This window comes from Novosphingobium sp. (assembly GCF_031417815.1).
GTDB lineage: Bacteria > Pseudomonadota > Alphaproteobacteria > Sphingomonadales > Sphingomonadaceae > Novosphingobium.
Genome location: NZ_JANOWI010000023.1, coordinates 98,335 through 116,805, shown reverse-complemented (window position 1 = coordinate 116,805; position 18,471 = coordinate 98,335). Strand labels below are relative to the sequence as shown.

The window sequence follows — 18,471 nt, the reverse complement described above, 5'->3', positions numbered from 1 at the left end:
ATGAGAAGGAGCGGACGGGTAGTTTGACACAGCGCGGGAGGTGTAGGAAAGCGGGCATTGAATTAAGTGCATTTAGCAAACTGGCACTGTAATTTGGTCCACTGTAATTTGGTCAATTTAGTGCACTGTCACCGTAATTCTCGGCCTTCGACCATCGATCAGTGAAGCGGGAAGAGGGGGCAAAGGAGGGTCATTCAAGGAGGTTTGGCGGTGCATCATTCCACGATGATGATGCCCGTTCCGCGCAACATGTCGCGCATGGCCTCGGTGCGATCTGCGTTCACTTTCCATAGCCAGAGGTTATCCGCCAACGGGCGAAGCTCGCTATCCGCATCGGCCTCGATGAACTCCCGCAAGCTGCGGCCATCGGGCAAACGATGCGCCAGATGCTCCGGGCCAACCATGTTGTAGGGGAAGATGTCGCGGATCATTACAAGGCGGCGTGGCGGCTCGATGCCTTTGTAGAAGTCGTGCAAGGTTTCATACCAGAGGTCGGTGCGGCGCTCATCTTCGGCGCTGTGTAAATTCGAACCTGCACCGCTGAGATAGACTCCAGGTGCAGTCGCTGCATCCCGCTCAAAGCCGAAGCCATAGTCCCATTGCCAAAGCTGGGCGAGTTCAGCGACAATATCGTCACAAGTCGCGCTGCCGCATTGCAGATAAGGTTCGTGGGCAACAAACGTAACATCGATCATGCCGATCCCAGGCATTAAAGTGAAACCAGCTGTGACAAAGCTATCGTACCCGGGAGCTTTGCTATCGACAGGAGCGGTGGCCAATCCCAAGCCTTGATACCCCCGCATCTCGCGCTCAAGCACCTTCTTGTGAAAGGCTCCACCAATTTTCTTGTAGCCGCCTCGACCGACACCATCCCAAGCGGAGAACCAATTTGGGGCGGCACCCAATCTGCACATCATCGATTCAAGCGTCTTGTAGACGCACATCATATCCGCAGGCGTCGGCATGTTTGGCGTGTGTCGGCTAAAGCCGATGCAGGTTGCTTGGGTCATTTCTCTCACCTACTGGCCACGCGGCAAAACAACACGCGGCTTCAACGGTATGAAGCCTTGTTGAACTATCTGCGGATTAAGTGCTTCATTTCGAAGAATTAGCGTATCTCTAAAATCAGTCGCCGATTGGACTTCAATGCGGGCTACCCGTCCGTCAAAATAGCGACCAAGCACATCAGGTCGCAGGTTCGGGCTGATTGTTCGTGGCGCTAATCCAAGCCCGGCATTGTAACCTTGAATTACGGTGACAGAATTACGGTGACAGTGCACTTATTTCACCCTTCTCACCCGCTCTGGGGCCACGTTTGCCCGGTTTCGGGTCGCGGCCCAAGAGGGCTGCCACGCGCTCCAGGAAGGCGCTATCGCCCAAGGGCCGACCGGTGCTCTCAGCCTTGCGGAGCTGGGTTGAACGCGCCTCGTCCTCACTGGATCGCAGCAAAGCGGCAAAGTCTGGCACCCGTTCCAGCACCGGGGCGGTCTCGGTCAGGCCATCGCTGCGCTGCGGATCGAGGCAAGCATGCACGCTCGACCAGCGCCAATCCTGCGCCCTGGCTGACAGCCGCGCCCGGACCGGGTTGAGCGCCACATAGCGCAGCGCCGCCAGCAGATGGGGCTCGTCCATCGCGACACAGCCGAACCGCCCTTGCCAGAAGTGGCCGGTGCGCTTCTCGCGAGAGTGGATTCGGCCAGCATAGGCACGGTGGACCTTCGACAACGCCGCGCGCAGGGCAACGCCATGTTCGGGCACTAAGATCAGGTGCACGTGATTGGGCATCAGCACCCAGCTCCACACCGCCACCCCGTTGGCGGCGCAATGCGTTTTGAGCAGGTCGCGATAGGCCGCATAATCTGCATCGCAGAAAAACGTCTGCTGCCGCCCGTTCCCGCGCTGGGTCACATGGTGCGGGATGCCAGAGAGGACAAAGCGAGCAAGCCGAGCCATGATGCGCAAGCTCTCACAGCGCCGGCGGTGTGTCAATTAGGTGCACTGTCACCGTAATTTAATTGTGTCACCGTAATTGCTGTCACCGTAATTGCGTAATTGGTTACCGTAATTGGTAATTTGACGGCGTAATTACGTAATTTGCACCGTAATTTCCTTTAGCTGGCGTCGTACAAAAAGACGAAATCCGAGACCTGAATACTGCCAGGTCCTGTCACGCTGACGATCATTTGATTCCCATCCGCAGCGAGAGCGCCCGCAGGGATGATTTCATGCCAAGACCGGGCGGCGTCTGTCGTGAAAGTGGTCTCCATCAACACGACGTTGCTGCTAGCTAGGCGAACCCGCAACGTAACACTTTCTGTGCCGCGTGGGTTAAGCCTGAACATTAGGACTGCCGGGGCCCGAGGATTGATACCGGGTGCCTGAAACCCTTCAAAAGTAGTTTCATTTTGACCAGCGTTTGTCGGCAGAGTTGTTGCCGCATCTGATTCTCGAAGGGCTACAAATCGCGCATAGCCGGGCATCGAAGCCTCCTCTTGGCTGAACATTCGCTCACAGACTATACCACCATCCGGTGGCAGCCGTAAAGCGTTACCGGGTGAAGAAAAACTCAAGCAAAATGAACGGTTGCAGGGGTTCTATTTTGCGCGCAAAAAAAACTCTCCTGGAAAATATCATTCACTTAGGGTCCCGACCCAACAAGCGGATTCTAATGTCTGCCGTGGGAAATCGGGGACACTACGAAAATTCCGGGGACACAATACCCATTTCTCGATGGCAAGATGCTGGAACTATAGAGTTCTCATCTTACATTGAACCACTTGGCCCGTCGCCGATGTGGGAGGGGTTGGGGTGGGGGTACCACGCCAGCGCAGCCGCGCGACTTCGGCGCGCTCCCCCATCCCCAACCCTTCCCCGCGGGGGAAGGGGGTTTTGAGATGAGACTCTAACAGAGGCGCAAAATGACTTAGGCAAACACATCCCCATACCCCGTCGCATAATGCGCCATCGCCATGGTGGTGTATTGCGCGTTGACCCGGATGCAGCTGGGGAAGACGCTGGCATCGGTGACCAGCACGTTGTCCGCGCCGTGCAGCCGGCACTGCAGATCGACCACGCCCTCGCTCGGGTCCTCGTGCATCGGATTGCCGCCCTGCGGGTGCGAGCTGGACAGAGTGATATCATCCGCTTCCTTCACCGCATCGCGGTAAAACGCGTCGATATCCATCGCCGGGGTCAGCGTCTGGCCTTTCATCAGCGCCGGGTAGACTTCAAGCGCGCCTGCCGCGAAATGCACCCGCACCAGCGTGGCCGCGGCGCGGCGGATCATGTGGATGTCATCCAGCGTCAGTTTCACATCCAGCTTGCCGCCGACCAGATTGCCGCGGCGATCGGCGGGGAACAGGATCCCGGCCGAACAGATCCGGTTATAGGCGCGCATCCGCTTGTCCATCTCGCCAAACCAGCCGGGCATCATCGAGCTCATCGACAAGGGCGGCTGGAAGTGGCTTTCGAGCAGGAACTGCCCGCAATCGACCACGCTGGTCATCTGGTCCTCGTCCCACGCGGGCGTCCGCCCTTCGGGCATCAGCGCGATGATCGGCGAGGCGACGTTGAGCGAGATCTGGTGGCCGGTGCCGCCAATCCCGCTGCGTTCGAGCAGCAGCGAAGAGGCGATCGTCCCGGCCGCCACGACCACGCCCTTGCGCGCCTGGATCACGTGCGGAGTCCCGTCGTTATCGACCACCAGCACCCCGGTGGCGCGGCGCTTGGCCCCGGTTCCCCTGGACCACAGGATCTTCTCGACCTTGGTCTCGGCCAGGATCCGCGTGCCATGGTTGTTGCAGGCCCACGGCAGATAGGTCTGCCCCATCCCCATCTTGCGGCCATAGGGGCACCCGGTGTTGCAATAGCCGCAATAGGCGCAGGCCGATGGCGTACCGGGCGGGCCGAAGTTCTTGTTGACCCAGCCGCCGGCCTTGGCCGCCTTGAACCACGGATCGTCGGTTCCCGCCGCGAATGTGTCCCAGCCGCGGATCAGGTGAGTGCCATTGGTCTTGCCCGAGCGCGGTTCGGCGGGGGCGAGGCCAAGATCGGTGGCCAGCGCATCATAGCTGGCCATGAAGCGCGCTTCATCGATCGGCGCGCCGATTTCGGCCCACTTGGCGAAGACATCGGCCGCATCGGGGTGGCTCAGCCGGTCACCCTTCATGCGCAGGCAGATGCCGTTGTTGATGGTCGGCGATCCGCCGACATTGCGGCCCTGGAAGACAATGAAATCGTTGTCGCGGGTCGATTGCAGCGCGCCGTGCTTGAACAGCGCCGGGACCATCGCGCGCTCTTCGTGGGTGATGTCCTGCGATGGGTGGAACGGCCCCGCTTCGATCACCAGGACCTTGTAGCCGCGCTTGGCCAGATTGTGCGCCGATACCGCCCCGCCCGATCCCGATCCGACCACGATCACGTCGATGTCCTGCGCCACCAGATCGACCGGCACCACATGTTCGCGCGCAATCTCGCGGCCATTGACCCGCTCAAGCGGAACCTCGCCCGGCCCGCGGGTGCGGAATTTGGGCAGCGTGAAGCCGATCTGCCTCAGCACCGGATTATCCTTGTTGGCGCTTTGCCCGCCATCGAGGTTGGTGCTGCCGATCGGATCGATCCAGTGCCCGTAATAGCCGAAATAGAGGATCGAACGCAGCTTTGCCATGTCCTGAAAGGCATCGAACTGGGTGTTCTGCATCCGGTTTTTGATGCGCTCCTTGCGGGCCTCGACCGACAGATCGGTAAAGAACGGCGCCATCGCCAGTTCGGCCAGCCGCAGCGATGCGCCGATTTCCTTGGCCTTGGTCCCGCCGACCAGAGCAAAGAACTGGTGGACATTGTCGACCACTTGATCGACCGATATCGCCAGCTCTTCGAAATCATCGAACAGGGCTTCGGCCAGGGCTTTGAGGAAACGCAACTGGACACGGTCAAACGGAAGCTTCAACGGCCTTCTCCCCCCTTGGAGTATGTGCTGAATTTCGCGCCCGTTTTTCAGGGGTCTATCGGCCGCCGCGCCCGCTGCCAAGTGCTTTGCGGGATTGCGGCGTCTTGCCAATGCCAGCGTTTCGACTAGCACTGCCGACAAGCGCAAAACGGGGGAAGCCAGACAATGACTACTGAGGCGCAGCCGCGCACCGGCATGCTGGATGGCCACCCGCGCGGGCTCGCCTATCTGGCGTTTACCGAGATGTGGGAGCGGTTTTCCTATTACGGGATGACCGCGCTGCTGACGCTGTACATGGTCAAGCAGCTGCTGTTGCCTGAACATGCGGCCAAGGTGATGGGCCTTTCGGCGCTGCGTTCGTTGTTCGAATTCCGCGCGCCGATGACCGATCTGGCCTTCGCCGCGATCGTCTATGGGTGGTATTCGGGCCTCGTTTATTTCACCCCGATCCTGGGCGGCTGGCTGGCTGACCGGGTGCTCGGCAAAAAGCGCACCGTGGTGCTGGGTGCCTGCCTGATGAGCGCCGGCCATCTGGCGATGACCTTCGATGCCACCTTCCTGCTGGCGCTGCTGTTGCTGATCCTGGGTTCGGGCTGCCTCAAGGGCAATATCTCCGCCCAGGTCGGCGCGCTTTATCCGCGCGAGGCGCATTCGCTGCGCGACCGCGGCTTTGCGATCTTTTCGACCGGGATCAACATCGGCGCGGCCGCCGGGCCGCTGGTCACCGGCGCTTTGGCGGCGGCCTATGGCTGGCATGCCGGGTTTGCGATTGCCGCGGCGCTGATGCTGGTGGCGCTGTTCGTCTATCTGGCCGGGCAGAAGCATTTGCCCGAAGTGCCGCCGCAGCAGATCAAGCAAGTCGCGCATGTTCCGCTCACGCCGGGCGAACGCCGCCAGGTCTGGACGCTGGTGGCGGTAATTCTGCTGATCATCCCGGCCGAGATTACCTATCCGATGGTCTGGTCGATCGGGCTGGTCTGGGCCGATCAGCAGGTGGCGCTGGGATCGGTCCCGGCGGCCTGGTTCGGCTCGGTCGATTCGACCGGATCGATCATCGCCGCGCCGCTGCTGCTGCTGCTGTGGGCTGCGCAGGCGCGCAAGCGGCGCGAGCCGACTTCGGTGGGCAAGATCGCTATCGGCACCTTGCTGACCAGCGTCTTCGCGCTGGTGATGGCCGGGGCCAGCTACCTCTCGCCCGCGCCGCATTCGGCTTCGCTGGCGCTGGCGCTGATCGCGTTCCTGGGGATGGGCCTTGGCTGGATGTATTACTGGCCCACCGCGCTGGCGCTGGTCAGCCGCACTGCGCCGGCCAAAATCAATTCCACGATGGTTGGCGCGACGTTCCTCTGCCCGTTCGTGGCGCACACACTGGCGGGCTATGTTGGCAGCTATTACGACCAGATGAGCCCGGCCGCGTTCTGGTCCATGGACGCCAGCATTGGCCTTGTTGGCGCAGCAATCCTGTTTGCGCTCAACCGCCCGCTGTCGCGGGCGCTGGAACCCGATCCGGCGTGAACCGCTATGCCCGCCTTGCGCTAGCCCTGTTGGCCTTGGCCGCCAGTCCGGCGCTGGCGCGCGAGGCACTGGGCATGTTCGGCAGCTGGGGCGTGTTCCGCGATGCCGACACCGCGCGCTGCTATGCCATCGCCATGGCGCGGCCTTCAACCAAGAGCCGCGATTTCCAGCCCTATGCCGATGTCGCCTGGTGGCCGCGTGCGCAAGTGCGGGGCCAGGTTCACTTCCGCCTGTCGCGCAAGTTGCAGCCAAATGCGCCGATCCAGCTTTCGATCGGCGGGCAAAGGATCGCGCTGACCGGCGGCAGCGCCGATGCCTGGGCGATCGACAAGCGCGGCGATGCAGCGATCATGGCGGCGATGCGCAGCGCCAGCGAAATGACCGTCAGCGCGCGCGGCGCGAACGGCCAGGGCTTCTCCAACACCTGGACCCTCGATGGCGCGGCCACAGCAATGGACGGTGCCGCAGTCGCCTGTGCGCGAATCCGCTAGAACCGGATCCCAAGCCCTCCGACAAAATGCTGTCCGCGGACCGATTGGCCATAGTCTGAAAAGCGGTATTCCCCGCGCACAAACAGATCGGGTCCCAGATCGATCTCGGCACCGCCGCCCACCACATAGCCATGCCCTTCAAAGGCCGGACCAACGGCATAGTCAATCTTGTGATAAGCATATCCGCCGCGCGCAAAAACCCGTGCTCCGCCACTGACCGGCAGCGCAACGCGAACGGCAGCATTGCCGAACAGCGACTGATTGGCAGTGTTGCCGCCATTGGTAGCGCGCGCCGTGGAATCACCAAGTTCCAGTTCGACCCCGGCTCTTATTGTGCCCAAATCCCACTCCGCCCCGACCTGCACGCCATAATAGAACCCGTCTTCAGCACCCGAACCCGGAGCGCTATCGGTGCGTTCCAACCCGCCAATCGCCGCGCCGTGCAATTGCACGGCCTGCGCCTCAGCCGGACTGGCGAGCGCCGCCAACAAGGCAAACGCAAACGTTGCTGCAGTAGTTTGGCACTTCATCACGCAAGACCCCCCAGTGTGTACTGTCTTGAAGGTTCGCAGCAATCGGCTGAAAGGTTACGCCTGCTGCAACTTTTTACTCAGTGCTGGCGATGAAGGTCCGCTTTCCCTATAGGCGCGGGCTATGGCCGATACTGCACTCATGCCGATCCCGGGACAGATCGATCCCGTCCCCGTCGCGCGCGACATTACCCCGCGCAGCGATGGCCGTGTCGATCTGATCGGGCTACCCAAGAACCAGATCGCGGGGCTGTTCGCCGAAGCCGGGCTTGATCCCAAGGCCGCCAAGCTGCGCGCCAAGCAGGTGTTCCACTGGCTCTACCACCGCGGCGTAACCGAGTTTGCGGCAATGACCGATATCGCCAAGACCATGCGGCCGTGGCTTACCGAACGCTTCGTGATCGGCCGGCCCGAGATTGTCCTTTCGCAGCATTCCAGCGACGGCACGCGCAAGTGGCTGCTCAAAACCGCAGACGGGCACGAATTCGAAATGGTCTTCATCCCCGATGAAGCGCGCGGCACGCTGTGCGTCTCCAGCCAGGTTGGCTGCACGCTCAACTGCCGGTTCTGCCACACCGGGACGATGCGGCTGGTGCGCAATCTGACTCCGGGCGAGATCGTTGGCCAGGTGATGCTGGCGCGCGATGCGCTGGGCGAATGGCCGCGCGCCGGGCAAGCCGATCTGGCGCTGCTGGGCGATGATCTGGTCGATGATGATGGCGGTTATTCCGCCGATGGCCGCCTGCTGACCAACATCGTGATGATGGGGATGGGCGAACCGCTGTATAATTTCGAACACGTCCGCGATGCCTTGAAGCTGGTGATGGACGGCGACGGGCTGGGCCTGTCGCGCCGCCGGATCACGCTTTCGACCAGTGGCGTGGTACCGATGATGGCGCGCGCCGGGGCGGAGATCGGGGTCAATCTGGCGGTCTCGCTCCACGCCACCAACAAGGCGGTGCGCGACGAGATCGTGCCGATCAACCGCAAGTACGGGATCGAGGAACTGCTGCAGGCCTGCGCCGACTATCCCGGGGCCAGCAATGCGCGCCGCATCACGTTCGAATACGTGATGCTGAAGGACAAGAACGACAGCGACGCCGATGCCCGCGAACTGGTGCGGCTGATCAAGCATTACAAGCTGCCGGCCAAGGTCAACCTGATCCCGTTCAACCCCTGGCCCGGGGCGATCTATGAATGCTCGACGCCGGAACGGATCCGGCGCTTTTCCGATATCGTCTTCGAAGCCGGGATCAGCGCCCCGGTACGCACCCCGCGCGGGCGCGATATCGATGCCGCCTGCGGCCAGCTCAAGACCTCCGCGCAGAGGCTGAGCCGCGCCGAACTGGACCGGCTGGCCGACGAAAAACAGGCCGCGCTGGGCTGAACGCCCGTTGACCCGTCGCCTTGTCAGCACAGCCCATCGCCTCACCGGCTCGTCTCATCGTGCCTCGGCGCGCTTCACCGCAACGTTCATCTGCGGTTGGGGTTGAGTCCTCACGGTGCCCCCACACAGGCATTCAAAAGCAAAGGACCAAGCCATGAAAAAGATAATGGTAGCCACCATGGCCGCAGTCACCGCGATCACTGCGGTCCCGGCATTCGGCGATCCGCCGCCATGGGCCCCGGCGCACGGTCGCCGCCACCATGACCGCGATCGCCATGATTACCGCACCAGCGATAACGGTGTGCGTTACTGGCGCGGCGATGATGGCCGGTATTACTGCAAGCGCGGCGACGGTACGATTGGCCTGCTGGCCGGTGCGGCGCTGGGTGCGCTGCTGGGCCGCGCAGTCGATACCCGCGGCGAACGCGTCACCGGCACCGTGCTGGGCGCTGCGGCCGGCGCGCTGATCGGCAACGAGCTGGTCAAGGGCCGCACGCGCTGCCGTTAGGCATCCGGGCCGCTAAACCTTGACCCGGCGGGCCATCCCTTTCAAACCCCGATGGGATGGCCCGACCCGCAGTTCTGATTACCGGCGCAGCAAAGCGCATCGGCGCGGTGCTCGCCCGCACATTTGGCCTGGCCGGATGGCATGTCGTCATCCACGCCGGGCATTCGCTTGAATCTGCCAATGCACTTGCCGCCGCGCTGCCTTCGGCCGAAGTGGTGGCGTGCAATCTGGTCGATGGCAGCGTCGCGGTCGATATGATCGAAGACCTGGCCGAACGGCTGCCCGATTGGCGGATGCTGATCAACAGCGCCGCAGTGTTCAAGCCCGATAGTGCCCAGGCGCTCAATCCCGCCATTTTCGCCGAGGCGATGCGGGTCAATGCCGAAACGCCGACCCGCATGGCGCAGGCTTTTCTGACCGAGGCCAAGGCACGCGGCGGCAAGCGGGTGATCCAGTTCCTCGATATGAAGATCGCCAACCCCAATCCGGATTTCTTCAGCTACACCATGGCCAAGCACGCCTTTGCCAGCACGGTGAAGATGCTGGCCATGGCGCAGGCCGATCCCGCCGCGCGGATCTATGGCCTGGCGCCGGGCGCGATGCTGCCCAGCCACGACCAGCACGATGATGAACACGAATTGTCCGGGCGAATGAATCTGTTGCGCCGTCTGACCGGCGCGCAAGAACTGGCCGATGCGGCCTTGTTCATGAGCGAAGGCTGGCTCGGCAGCGGCGAAACCATCTTTGTGGATTCGGGCCAGCATCTGCTCGCCCAGCCGCGCGACGTGCTCTACCTCGCGCGCGAATGATCGAAGCATTCCTTTCTTCTACCGCCGTCGTTGCGCTGGCTGAAGTGGGCGACAAGACCATGCTGCTGGCGATCGTGCTGGCTGCAAGGCTGCGCGCACCGTGGGCGATCCTCGCCGGGATCCTGGTTGCTACAATTGCCAATCACGCGCTGGCCGCGCTGGTTGGCCAGCAGGTCGCCGGGCTGCTGCAGGCGCCGTGGTTCCGCGTGGCGGTTGCGCTGGGCTTTATCGCCATGGCCGCCTGGACGCTGGTGCCTGATAAGCTGGACGAAGATGACGCGACTGTCCGCACCGCGGGCAGTGCCTTCCTGACCACGCTGGTCAGCTTCTTCCTGGTTGAAATGGGCGACAAGACCCAGATCGCCACGATTGCGCTGGCGGCGCACTACCAATCGGTCGCCACGGTCGCGGCTGGCACAACGCTGGGCATGATGCTCGCCAATGGCCCGGCGGTGTTCCTGGGCGAAGCAATCGAACGGCGCGTTTCGATGAAGTTCACCCGCAGCCTTGCCGCGCTGCTGTTCCTGGTGCTGGGGCTGTGGCAATTGGCTGAAATTGCGGACGGACTGGGCTGAATAGAGCTTGCACCGGGGCGAGAGCTGCATAGTCTCTGCCCCATGTGGCTGCTCGACAAATTGCTGCGCGCGCTGGTCAAGCAAGGCCAGCTGCGCGTGATCGATCATGACGGCACCCAATACCGTTATGGCGATCTTGCCGCCGATCCGCTGACCATCCGCTTTACCGACAAGGGCGCCGCGCTGCACATCGCCAAAGACCCCCGCATCGGCGCGGGCGAGGCTTATATGGACGGGCGGATGGTCGTCGATCCTCCGCACGATATCCGTGACATGGTCTTGCTGCTGATGGGCAATGCCAACCGCGGCAGCGGGCTGTCAGCGCCCAGCCCGGTCAAGCGCACCGCCGACTGGATCTTTGCCAAGGCCGATCAGATCAATCTGCGCGCCAAAGCCAGCAGCAATGTGGTCCACCATTACGACCTGTCGCGCCAGTTCTATGAGCTGTTCCTCGATGAGGACCGGCAATATACCATGGCCTATTTCAAGGACACGGGCAGCACGCTGGAACGCGCCCAGCTTGACAAGCAGGCACTGATCGCCGCCAAGCTGCGGCTGAAGCCGGGGCAAAGTGCCGGGATGCGCGTGCTTGACATCGGCTGCGGCTGGGGCGGGCTGGGGCTTTACCTCAACCGCCATTTCGGCTGCGAGGTGCTGGGCGTCAGCCTCGCCCCCGATCAGGTCAAGTTCGCCAACGAACGCGCTGCGGCGGCCGGGGTGGCGGGCCGGGTCAAGTTCGCACTGATGGACTACCGCGATGTCACCGGCCCGTTTGACCGGATCACCAGCGTGGGCATGATCGAACACATCGGCGCACCGCATTTCCGCGAATACTTCGCCAAGACCCACGATCTGCTCGCCGCTGACGGGATCATGCTGACCCACACCATCGGCCGCACCGATGGCCCCGGCACCACCGACAAGTGGACCCGCAAATACATTTTCCCCGGCGGCTATATCCCCGCGCTCAGCGAACTCGTGACGGCGAATGAGCAGACCGGATGGGAGATCGGCGATGTCGAGGTGCTGCGTTATCACTATGCCCACACGCTGGCCGAATGGTACCGCCGCACCACGCTCCACGAAGCCGAAATCACCGCGCTGTACGATGCCCGCCTGTTCCGGATGTGGCAGTTCTACCTCGCCGGGGCCGAACAGAGCTTCGCCTCGGGCAAGATGGTCAACTTCCACATCCAGACCGTCAAACAGCGCAGCGCCCTGCCAATGACCCGCGATTACATCAGCGCAGAGGCGGCGCGGTTGTCGGCGTTGGATGCGGCGCCGCAATGGCATCTTGAACAGAAAGCGGCGGAGTAATCCGGATTGAATTGCCTTAGATCCTTCCCATTTTTGCGAAGCACAAATGGGGAGGTGGCAGTGCGAAGCACTGACGGAGGGGTATCGACGCTCGCCCAGCAACCCCTCCGGCTCGTCCTGCGGACGATCCACCTCCCCAATTGTGGCAGTCGCCAAAAATGGGAAGGATCGCCTAATTTGGATACTGCGCGTTCATTCGCTCCCAGCTCATCGCCACCAGCTGTTCCAGCGCCGCCAGATCAACATCGGCCAGCTTTTTGACATAGAGGCAGCTCTTGCCGGTGGTGTGTTTGCCGAGCCGCGCAAACAGGGCGTCGGCCTCAGCCTGACGATCACAATAGGTTCCCATCAGATAGAGCGTCAGCGCGGGTTTGCGAGGGCTGAAACCGGCGCGGCACATGGTGCCTTCGTGGCCGCTGTCGTACTTGTAGTGATAGCTGCCGTAACCAATGATCGAGGGACCCCACATCCTGGGTTCCAGGCCGGTAACGCGGCGGTGCAGGGCGTCGATCGCCGCGGCCTCCTCGCGCCGCCGCGGGTCGGGCACCGCGGCGATAAAGTCTGCCACGCTGACTTCGGTCGCCTTGGTCTTGAATTCGGCCTTGGCCACCGGCTTGCCCTCCCCGCCCCCATGGCTTAGGGGCGCAGCGGAAATCCTAACGCCAATCCAGCGGAAAACCAGCCCATGTCTGATATCAAGAAAGTCGTCCTCGCCTATTCGGGCGGCCTCGATACCTCGGTCATCCTGAAATGGCTGCAGATCACCTATGGCTGCGAAGTAGTGACCTTTACCGCCGACCTTGGCCAGGGCGAGGAGCTGGAACCGGCCCGCGCCAAGGCCAAGCTGATGGGCGTGCCCGACGAACACATCTATATCGACGATATGCGCGAGGAATTCGTCCGTGATTTCGTGTTCCCGATGATGCGCGCCAATGCCCGTTATGAAGGCGATTACCTGCTCGGCACCTCGATCGCCCGGCCCTTGATTTCCAAGCGATTGATCGAGATCGCGCGCGAAACCGGCGCCGATGCGATTGCCCACGGCGCCACCGGCAAGGGCAACGATCAGGTCCGGTTCGAACTTTCCGCCTATGCCCTCGCCCCCGATATCAAGGTGATCGCGCCGTGGCGCGAATGGGACCTGACCAGCCGCACCGCGCTGATCGCCTGGGCCGAAGCGCACCAGATCCCGGTGCCGAACGACAAGCGCGGCGAAGCGCCGTTCTCCACCGATGCCAACCTGCTCCACACCAGCAGCGAAGGCAAAGTGCTGGAAGACCCGTGGAACGAAACCCCGGACTATGTCTATTCGCGCACCGACAACCCGGAGGACGCGCCGGACACCCCCGAATACATCACCATCGACTTTGACAAGGGCGACGGCGTCGCGCTCAACGGCGAGGCGATGAGCCCCGCCACTTTGCTCACCGCGCTCAACGCGCTGGGCAAGAAGCACGGGATCGGCCGGCTCGATCTGGTCGAAAACCGCTTTGTCGGCATGAAGAGCCGCGGGATGTACGAGACTCCTGGTGGCGAAATCTATGCCCGTGCACATCGCGGGATCGAACAGATCACGCTCGATCGCGGCGCGGCGCACCTCAAGGACGAGCTGATGCCCAAATATGCCGAGCTGATCTACAACGGCTTCTGGTTCGCGCCCGAACGCGAGATGCTGCAGGCCGCGATTGATCACTCGCAGGCCCGCGTGAACGGCACGGTGCGCCTGAAGCTCTATAAAGGCATGGCCAGCGTGGTCGGCCGCAAGTCGCCCGACTCGCTTTACAGCGAACGCCACGTGACGTTTGAGGACGATGCCGGGGCTTATGACCAGAAGGACGCCGCCGGGTTCATCAAACTTAACGCGCTACGGCTGCGCCTGCTGGCCACGCGCGACCGGCGCAATTTCTAGTTTCACGCGGAGGCGCAAAGGCGCGAAGGGGTTATGCTGTGCGGCCGCGCCGCCTGAGTAAGCTGGTCTTCGGGCGGGCCGCGATCTTTCCGTCTTGCAGCGGCTTGGCCGGGATTCTCTTTGCGCCTTTGCGCCTTTGCGTGAAATTTTCCCGCATCGCATCACGAATCAATTGCGCCCGTTCAGCAGATTTCACCGTCCACAAGTTCATCCCCGGGCTTGTCCACAATCATGTGACATTTTTTGTACGATTTCGCTTGCGCGACTCGTTTCAGAGGCGCAGATTTCAGGTGTCGAGAGCGTGGAACCGCACTTGAAGTTCCGGCGGGAAACCGTTGAAACGGATAGGGAAAACACAAGCCTCAAGATCTGGCAGCGATGCCCGCAGCTCTGTTGGAAAACACGCCTCAGGAAGTCTTCGGACGGAATCTGGCGAACCGCAAATGCAGCGAAAGGCGCAATGTCAGCAGACTGCTTCACCAGCGGTCGGGAACGGCAAAAGGAAAGCGGAAGGCTTCGGCCAGAAGCGGAACGGAAAGCCGGGAACGATAAGGCGGAGGTGCGGTCACGGAACCGCCAGGTGGAAAGCAAAGGTCGCAAGGCCGGAGCCGACCGCCTGACGGGACCGGACGCCGGCGAGGTGGCCGGGCGATGAAAGCCGGTTCCTTCGGGAACCACCGCGACGCCGATCCGAAGCGCTTGTGGGCAGCGATGCCAACAGATGCTTTTGGCGAGGCAAACGGAATGGCGATCGCCCAAAATCGACCGGGCACATGCAGGCGATCTTGGGGCTGGCGGCAACGTCGGCCCCATTTGCTTTTGTGGGTGTGAGTTTGCTTTCGTTAAAAGTGAAACGGACTTGCAAACGTCGATTTTTCAACCTGTCGAACAAGGAACCGCTTGTCCGGACTCGACGCCATTTCAGACATGAGCGATTCGGTTGAATTTGCGAGCCAGACGCAGAATCGCTCTCTCGGTGCGTTTAGCGGACTCCAATCCCGCTTACGGGTTACCTATCACAATTTCCCCTCGCTGGCGGATGCCCCCGGAATACTGTAGTCTCTGCGTGGGAAAAGGGGTCTGTGATATGCATAGGTACTGGACAACTGTCGTTTGTGGGGCAGCTTTTGTTCTGTCGGCCCCTGCCATCGCAGCAAAGTTGGATCACGCTAGTATCCGGGCTGCCTGCGCGGCCGAGATTGGGATCGCTGCCCGCGAAAACGGGTGGACAGACGCGACCGAAATTGCGGCCTCGCTCGACGCGATGATCGACGAACTCAACCAACTGCTGAAGTCGGAGTTGAGGCAGGATATCAAAGAAATGCCCGTCCATCAGGATACCCGGATTGATTTGCTGATCTGCCTCGCAAATAAAGTGTTGATCGCGAGGGCGGCTGAGCCCGAAAGTTCGGGCCGGTCGCACCGCGAATTGGTCAGAGGAACTGATGGCGGAAGCGATGACGCCGCGGACGCGGCGGCGGCGGCGGCGGACGCAGGGGCTGCGGGTGGCGGAAGCGACGACCCGGCGATCGAAGCTGCGGCGCTCGAAGCTTCTGGGATGACTGGATCGGCGGACGCCCAGGCGGCGGAGGAAGCACCACTTGGTCTCAGGGAATCGGATACCAGCGAGCTTTCTAAGCCGCCGCCCGCACGCGCAGAGCGCTACTGGTTGCAGGGGCTCTATACCGAGGATTTCGATTGCGGCATTTTTTGTCCGCCCGGTCGGGGCGTCCGCGTTATCATCACGACCAACGACCCCATCGGATCCCGTCAGTCGGGCGCCGGGTCACCCCGAACATTCGGTTTCGGCCCCCCGATGGAAGCCGGCACCAAATGGGAGATTGCAATCGATCCGGCCTTCAGCAACGAAAATTACACATGCAGTGTGAAGCGTGGCATTGGTGGAATTGTGCTTCCAGATGCTGACTCTATTAATGAGGGTTTCGCACAGGAAGTGTCTGAAATTGTCTGTGTGCTGACGTCCGCCGGAATGCAGAAGGTCGCGACCGCGAAGGTGGAAAAAGCCGCTTCGGACGAGTTGCTGGCCAATTAATAGACAAGCCGAGTCTTGGCGAAATCCGCGACATGGACGGATCACTCACCTTCACGGTGCTGCCATACGCGTCGGATAAGGTCGGACGTGACGCCGACGTACATGCCGCCGCGATAGCGGTTTGCCATGATGTAGACCCAGCCGCCCTTCTCCATTTGCGCGTTGTGCCAAATGATGGCTCGCGAGGGAAGCCAAGCCCCGTGTCAAGCACGGGGCGACGGGAAGTTTGAATGTGAGACACCACAACCCCCTCGCCCACCATCGTCGCCCCGTGCTTGACACGGGGCTTGGCTAAGCTTCCCCCACGCGCAGGTTTGTATTTGGGGTGCCTTGGCCTATGCCCGCCCCATGCCCCGCCTGATCCTGTTCAACAAACCCTATGGCGTGCTGTGCCAGTTCAGCGACGATGGCTCGGCCAAGCCGACGCTTGCAGGCTTCATCAAAGTGCCGGGTGTCTATCCCGCCGGGCGGCTCGATACCGATAGCGAAGGGCTGCTGTTGCTGACCGATGACGGCAAGTTGCAGGCGCGGATTGCCGATCCGAAGTTCAAATTGCCCAAATGCTATTTGGTGCAGATGGAGGGTGAGCCTGATCTCGCCGCGCTGGAAGCACTGCGGTGCGGGGTTGATCTCAAGGACGGCCGCACCCGCCCGGCCGAGGCCGAGCTGATCCCCGCCCCCGCACTGTGGCCGCGCGATCCGCCGGTGCGGTTCCGCAAGACCGTGCCCGATTCATGGCTGCGCCTGACCATCCGCGAGGGCAAGAACCGCCAGGTCCGCCGGATGACCGCAGCGGTGGGTCACCCGACGCTGCGGCTGGTGCGCTGGGCGGTGGGCGATTGGTCGCTGGACGGGACCGCGCCGGGGGAATGGGTTGAGGTTGAGGCTAGTTAGCCCGCTTCTCCCCATCGACTTGCGATGGGGAGGTGGCAGTGCGTAGCACTGACGGAGGGGTATCTGGCCTCGCGCAATTACCCCTCCGTCTCGCCTGCGGCGATCCACCTCCCCATCGCAAGTCGATGGGGAGGATCTTGGTTTACCGCACGAACAGACTCGCCAGCTCAACATGCGTTGACCAGCGGAACTGGCCCACCGGGCGCAGTTCGGCCAGGCGATATCCGCCGTCCACCAGTGTCCGCGCGTCTTTGGCCCAGCTGGCGGGGTTGCAGCTGATATAGACCACGCGCCCCACCGTGCTCCCGGCAATCCGCTCGACCTGTTCGCGCGCGCCGGCGCGGGGGGGGTCGAGCACCACCGCGTCAAACCGGTTCAGCTCGTCCGCCAGCAGCGGATTGCGGAACAGATCGCGGTGTAGCGCATGGACCGGGGCCTGCACCCGCCCCGCCGCCGCGGCGCAGGCCTGGCTGGCATCGCGCGCGGCTTCCACCGCCAGCACCTTGGTTTCCGGCCCGGCCAGCGCAAAGGCAAAGGTGCCGAGCCCCGCGAACAGGTCCGCCACGCTGGCCGCACCGGCCAGCCATTCGCGCGCCGCGCTGGTCAGCGCCGCCTCGCCATCGAGCGTGGCCTGCAGGAAGCTGCCCGGTGGAAACGGCACGGCCACGCCCGAGAGCGTCACTGTCACCGGCTCAGGTTCCCACACCACATCTGCACCATAACCGCCGTCGATGGTGACCCGCGCCAGCGCGTGTTCGCGGGCAAAATCGAGCAGCGCCTGGGTCAGCTCCAGACCTTCGGCGCTCAGCCCCTTGATCCCCAGATCGACCCCCTGATCAGTCGAGGTCAGTTCGACATCGGCGGCCAGCCGGACATGGCCGTGCTTGCCAGCCTTGGCTTTGGTGCGCCCCTTTGGCGCGGCTTGACCCTGGCCGAGCTGGATCAGCAGCTTGCGCAACGGGCCGAGCAGCGCCGCCAGTTCGGGCCGCAGCACCGGGCATTCGGCCAGTTCGATCACGCGGGCCGATTTGGCCTCGTTATAGCCGAGCACAACCCGCCCGCCGCTGCTCACGGCTTTGAGCGATGCGCGGCGGCGGCTGCGGGACGGCGAGAGATGCGGCGGCGTTATCTGCGCAGCGCCCAATTCCTGCGAAGCCGAGGCATTGCCGACGCGCGCGGCGACGAACCCGGCCAGCGTCTCTTCATCCAGCTGCTGCAACTGGCACCCGCCGCATTGGCCGAAATGGCGGCATGGCGGGGTGACATGGTGCGGCCCCCATTCGAGGCTGCCGTCTTCACGCAGCAAATCCCCCGGCGCCGCGCCCCAGGCGAAGCGGCCCGATGCGGTGATGCCGTCGCCTTTGGCAGCGATGCGGATGATCTCTTCGGTAGTCATTGAGCCTAGTGCCAGTTTGGGGTTCACGCAGAGGCGCGGAGAAGAAAGGGAGGCGCGGAGACAATGGATCGAGCCATAGGCTCAACTGCGATTGAGACCCTGCGGAATTCGGAAACTGTTCGATCCGAAAGCGGCTTCG

17 protein-coding genes and 1 pseudogene are annotated in these 18,471 nt (G+C 62.5%); 10 read left to right on the top strand and 8 right to left on the bottom strand.

Going from position 1 to position 18,471, the window contains the following annotated elements; translation table 11 throughout:
- Window positions 1-215 precede the first annotated feature (215 nt).
- The 4 genes from RMN99_RS06490 to RMN99_RS06475 all read right to left on the bottom strand — a co-directional run bounded on the left by RMN99_RS06490 (window position 216) and on the right by RMN99_RS06475 (window position 4,948).
- On the bottom strand, window positions 216-1,010 hold the full coding sequence (locus RMN99_RS06490) for a hypothetical protein (RefSeq protein ID WP_309622484.1): 795 nt from the start codon (window positions 1,008-1,010) through the stop codon (window positions 216-218).
- Between the two features lie 253 nt (window positions 1,011-1,263).
- Window positions 1,264-1,953, bottom strand: a complete 690-nt coding sequence (locus RMN99_RS06485) for a transposase (RefSeq protein WP_309622483.1) — start codon at window positions 1,951-1,953, stop codon at window positions 1,264-1,266.
- A gap of 158 nt (window positions 1,954-2,111) precedes the next feature.
- Window positions 2,112-2,480 carry a hypothetical protein gene (locus tag RMN99_RS06480; RefSeq protein ID WP_309622482.1) on the bottom strand — a complete coding sequence of 123 codons (369 nt, stop codon included), beginning with the start codon at window positions 2,478-2,480 and terminating at the stop codon, window positions 2,112-2,114.
- 443 nt (window positions 2,481-2,923) lie between these two features.
- The gene (locus RMN99_RS06475; protein ID WP_309622481.1) at window positions 2,924-4,948 is read right to left on the bottom strand and encodes a GMC family oxidoreductase; all 2,025 of its coding nucleotides are present in this window, start codon (window positions 4,946-4,948) and stop codon (window positions 2,924-2,926) included.
- Window positions 4,949-5,113: 165 nt separating this feature from the next.
- Between RMN99_RS06475 and RMN99_RS06470 the strand changes: the two genes are divergently transcribed.
- Together RMN99_RS06470 and RMN99_RS06465 are read left to right on the top strand one after the other, a co-directional pair.
- The gene (locus RMN99_RS06470) at window positions 5,114-6,463 is read left to right on the top strand and encodes a peptide MFS transporter (RefSeq protein WP_309622480.1); all 1,350 of its coding nucleotides are present in this window, start codon (window positions 5,114-5,116) and stop codon (window positions 6,461-6,463) included.
- Window positions 6,460-6,954 (top strand): hypothetical protein, encoded by a 495-nt coding sequence (locus RMN99_RS06465; RefSeq protein WP_309622479.1) that lies wholly within the window; start codon window positions 6,460-6,462, stop codon window positions 6,952-6,954. The genes RMN99_RS06470 and RMN99_RS06465 overlap by 4 nt, the downstream gene beginning before the upstream one ends.
- Here RMN99_RS06465 and RMN99_RS06460 read toward each other — a convergent pair.
- On the bottom strand, window positions 6,951-7,484 hold the full coding sequence (locus RMN99_RS06460; protein ID WP_309622478.1) for an outer membrane beta-barrel protein: 534 nt from the start codon (window positions 7,482-7,484) through the stop codon (window positions 6,951-6,953). The genes RMN99_RS06465 and RMN99_RS06460 overlap by 4 nt on opposite strands.
- Window positions 7,485-7,608: 124 nt before the next feature.
- Here RMN99_RS06460 and rlmN point away from each other — a divergent pair, with 124 nt between their 5' ends.
- From rlmN to RMN99_RS06435, 5 genes are all read left to right on the top strand, one after another.
- Window positions 7,609-8,871, top strand: coding sequence for a 23S rRNA (adenine(2503)-C(2))-methyltransferase RlmN (gene rlmN, locus RMN99_RS06455; RefSeq protein ID WP_309622477.1), 1,263 nt, complete (start codon window positions 7,609-7,611; stop codon window positions 8,869-8,871).
- Window positions 8,872-9,025: 154 nt separating this feature from the next.
- Window positions 9,026-9,379, top strand: coding sequence for a glycine zipper 2TM domain-containing protein (locus RMN99_RS06450; protein ID WP_309622476.1), 354 nt, complete (start codon window positions 9,026-9,028; stop codon window positions 9,377-9,379).
- A 56-nt stretch (window positions 9,380-9,435) separates the two neighbouring features.
- Window positions 9,436-10,188 carry an SDR family oxidoreductase gene (locus RMN99_RS06445; RefSeq protein ID WP_309622475.1) on the top strand — a complete coding sequence of 251 codons (753 nt, stop codon included), beginning with the start codon at window positions 9,436-9,438 and terminating at the stop codon, window positions 10,186-10,188.
- Window positions 10,188-10,763, top strand: coding sequence for a TMEM165/GDT1 family protein (locus RMN99_RS06440; protein ID WP_309622488.1), 576 nt, complete (start codon window positions 10,188-10,190; stop codon window positions 10,761-10,763). Before RMN99_RS06445 ends, RMN99_RS06440 begins: the two co-directional genes overlap by 1 nt.
- A gap of 42 nt (window positions 10,764-10,805) precedes the next feature.
- Complete coding sequence (locus RMN99_RS06435; protein ID WP_309622474.1) at window positions 10,806-12,080, top strand: cyclopropane-fatty-acyl-phospholipid synthase family protein; 1,275 nt, start codon at window positions 10,806-10,808, stop codon at window positions 12,078-12,080.
- 172 nt (window positions 12,081-12,252) lie between these two features.
- Here RMN99_RS06435 and RMN99_RS06430 read toward each other — a convergent pair whose 3' ends face one another.
- Entirely contained in the window at window positions 12,253-12,690 is a 438-nt protein-coding gene (locus RMN99_RS06430) for a DUF1801 domain-containing protein (RefSeq protein ID WP_309622473.1), read from the bottom strand.
- A gap of 75 nt (window positions 12,691-12,765) precedes the next feature.
- On the opposite strand from RMN99_RS06430, the gene RMN99_RS06425 reads away from it, so the two are divergent.
- Together RMN99_RS06425 and RMN99_RS06420 are read left to right on the top strand one after the other, a co-directional pair.
- Window positions 12,766-13,989 (top strand): argininosuccinate synthase, encoded by a 1,224-nt coding sequence (locus RMN99_RS06425; RefSeq protein ID WP_309622472.1) that lies wholly within the window; start codon window positions 12,766-12,768, stop codon window positions 13,987-13,989.
- Window positions 13,990-15,253: 1,264 nt separating this feature from the next.
- Window positions 15,254-16,042, top strand: coding sequence for a hypothetical protein (locus RMN99_RS06420; RefSeq protein ID WP_309622471.1), 789 nt, complete (start codon window positions 15,254-15,256; stop codon window positions 16,040-16,042).
- Window positions 16,043-16,089: 47 nt separating this feature from the next.
- On the opposite strand, the pseudogene RMN99_RS06415 reads toward RMN99_RS06420, so the two are convergent.
- Window positions 16,090-16,197, bottom strand: a pseudogene (locus RMN99_RS06415) (GIY-YIG nuclease family protein); the annotation flags it as partial.
- A 193-nt stretch (window positions 16,198-16,390) separates the two neighbouring features.
- On the opposite strand from RMN99_RS06415, the gene RMN99_RS06410 reads away from it, so the two are divergent.
- Window positions 16,391-16,936 carry an rRNA large subunit pseudouridine synthase E gene (locus tag RMN99_RS06410; protein WP_309622470.1) on the top strand — a complete coding sequence of 182 codons (546 nt, stop codon included), beginning with the start codon at window positions 16,391-16,393 and terminating at the stop codon, window positions 16,934-16,936.
- A gap of 142 nt (window positions 16,937-17,078) precedes the next feature.
- Here RMN99_RS06410 and RMN99_RS06405 read toward each other — a convergent pair whose 3' ends face one another.
- Entirely contained in the window at window positions 17,079-18,332 is a 1,254-nt protein-coding gene (locus RMN99_RS06405; protein ID WP_309622469.1) for a class I SAM-dependent RNA methyltransferase, read from the bottom strand.
- Between the last annotated feature and the right edge of the window lie 139 nt (window positions 18,333-18,471).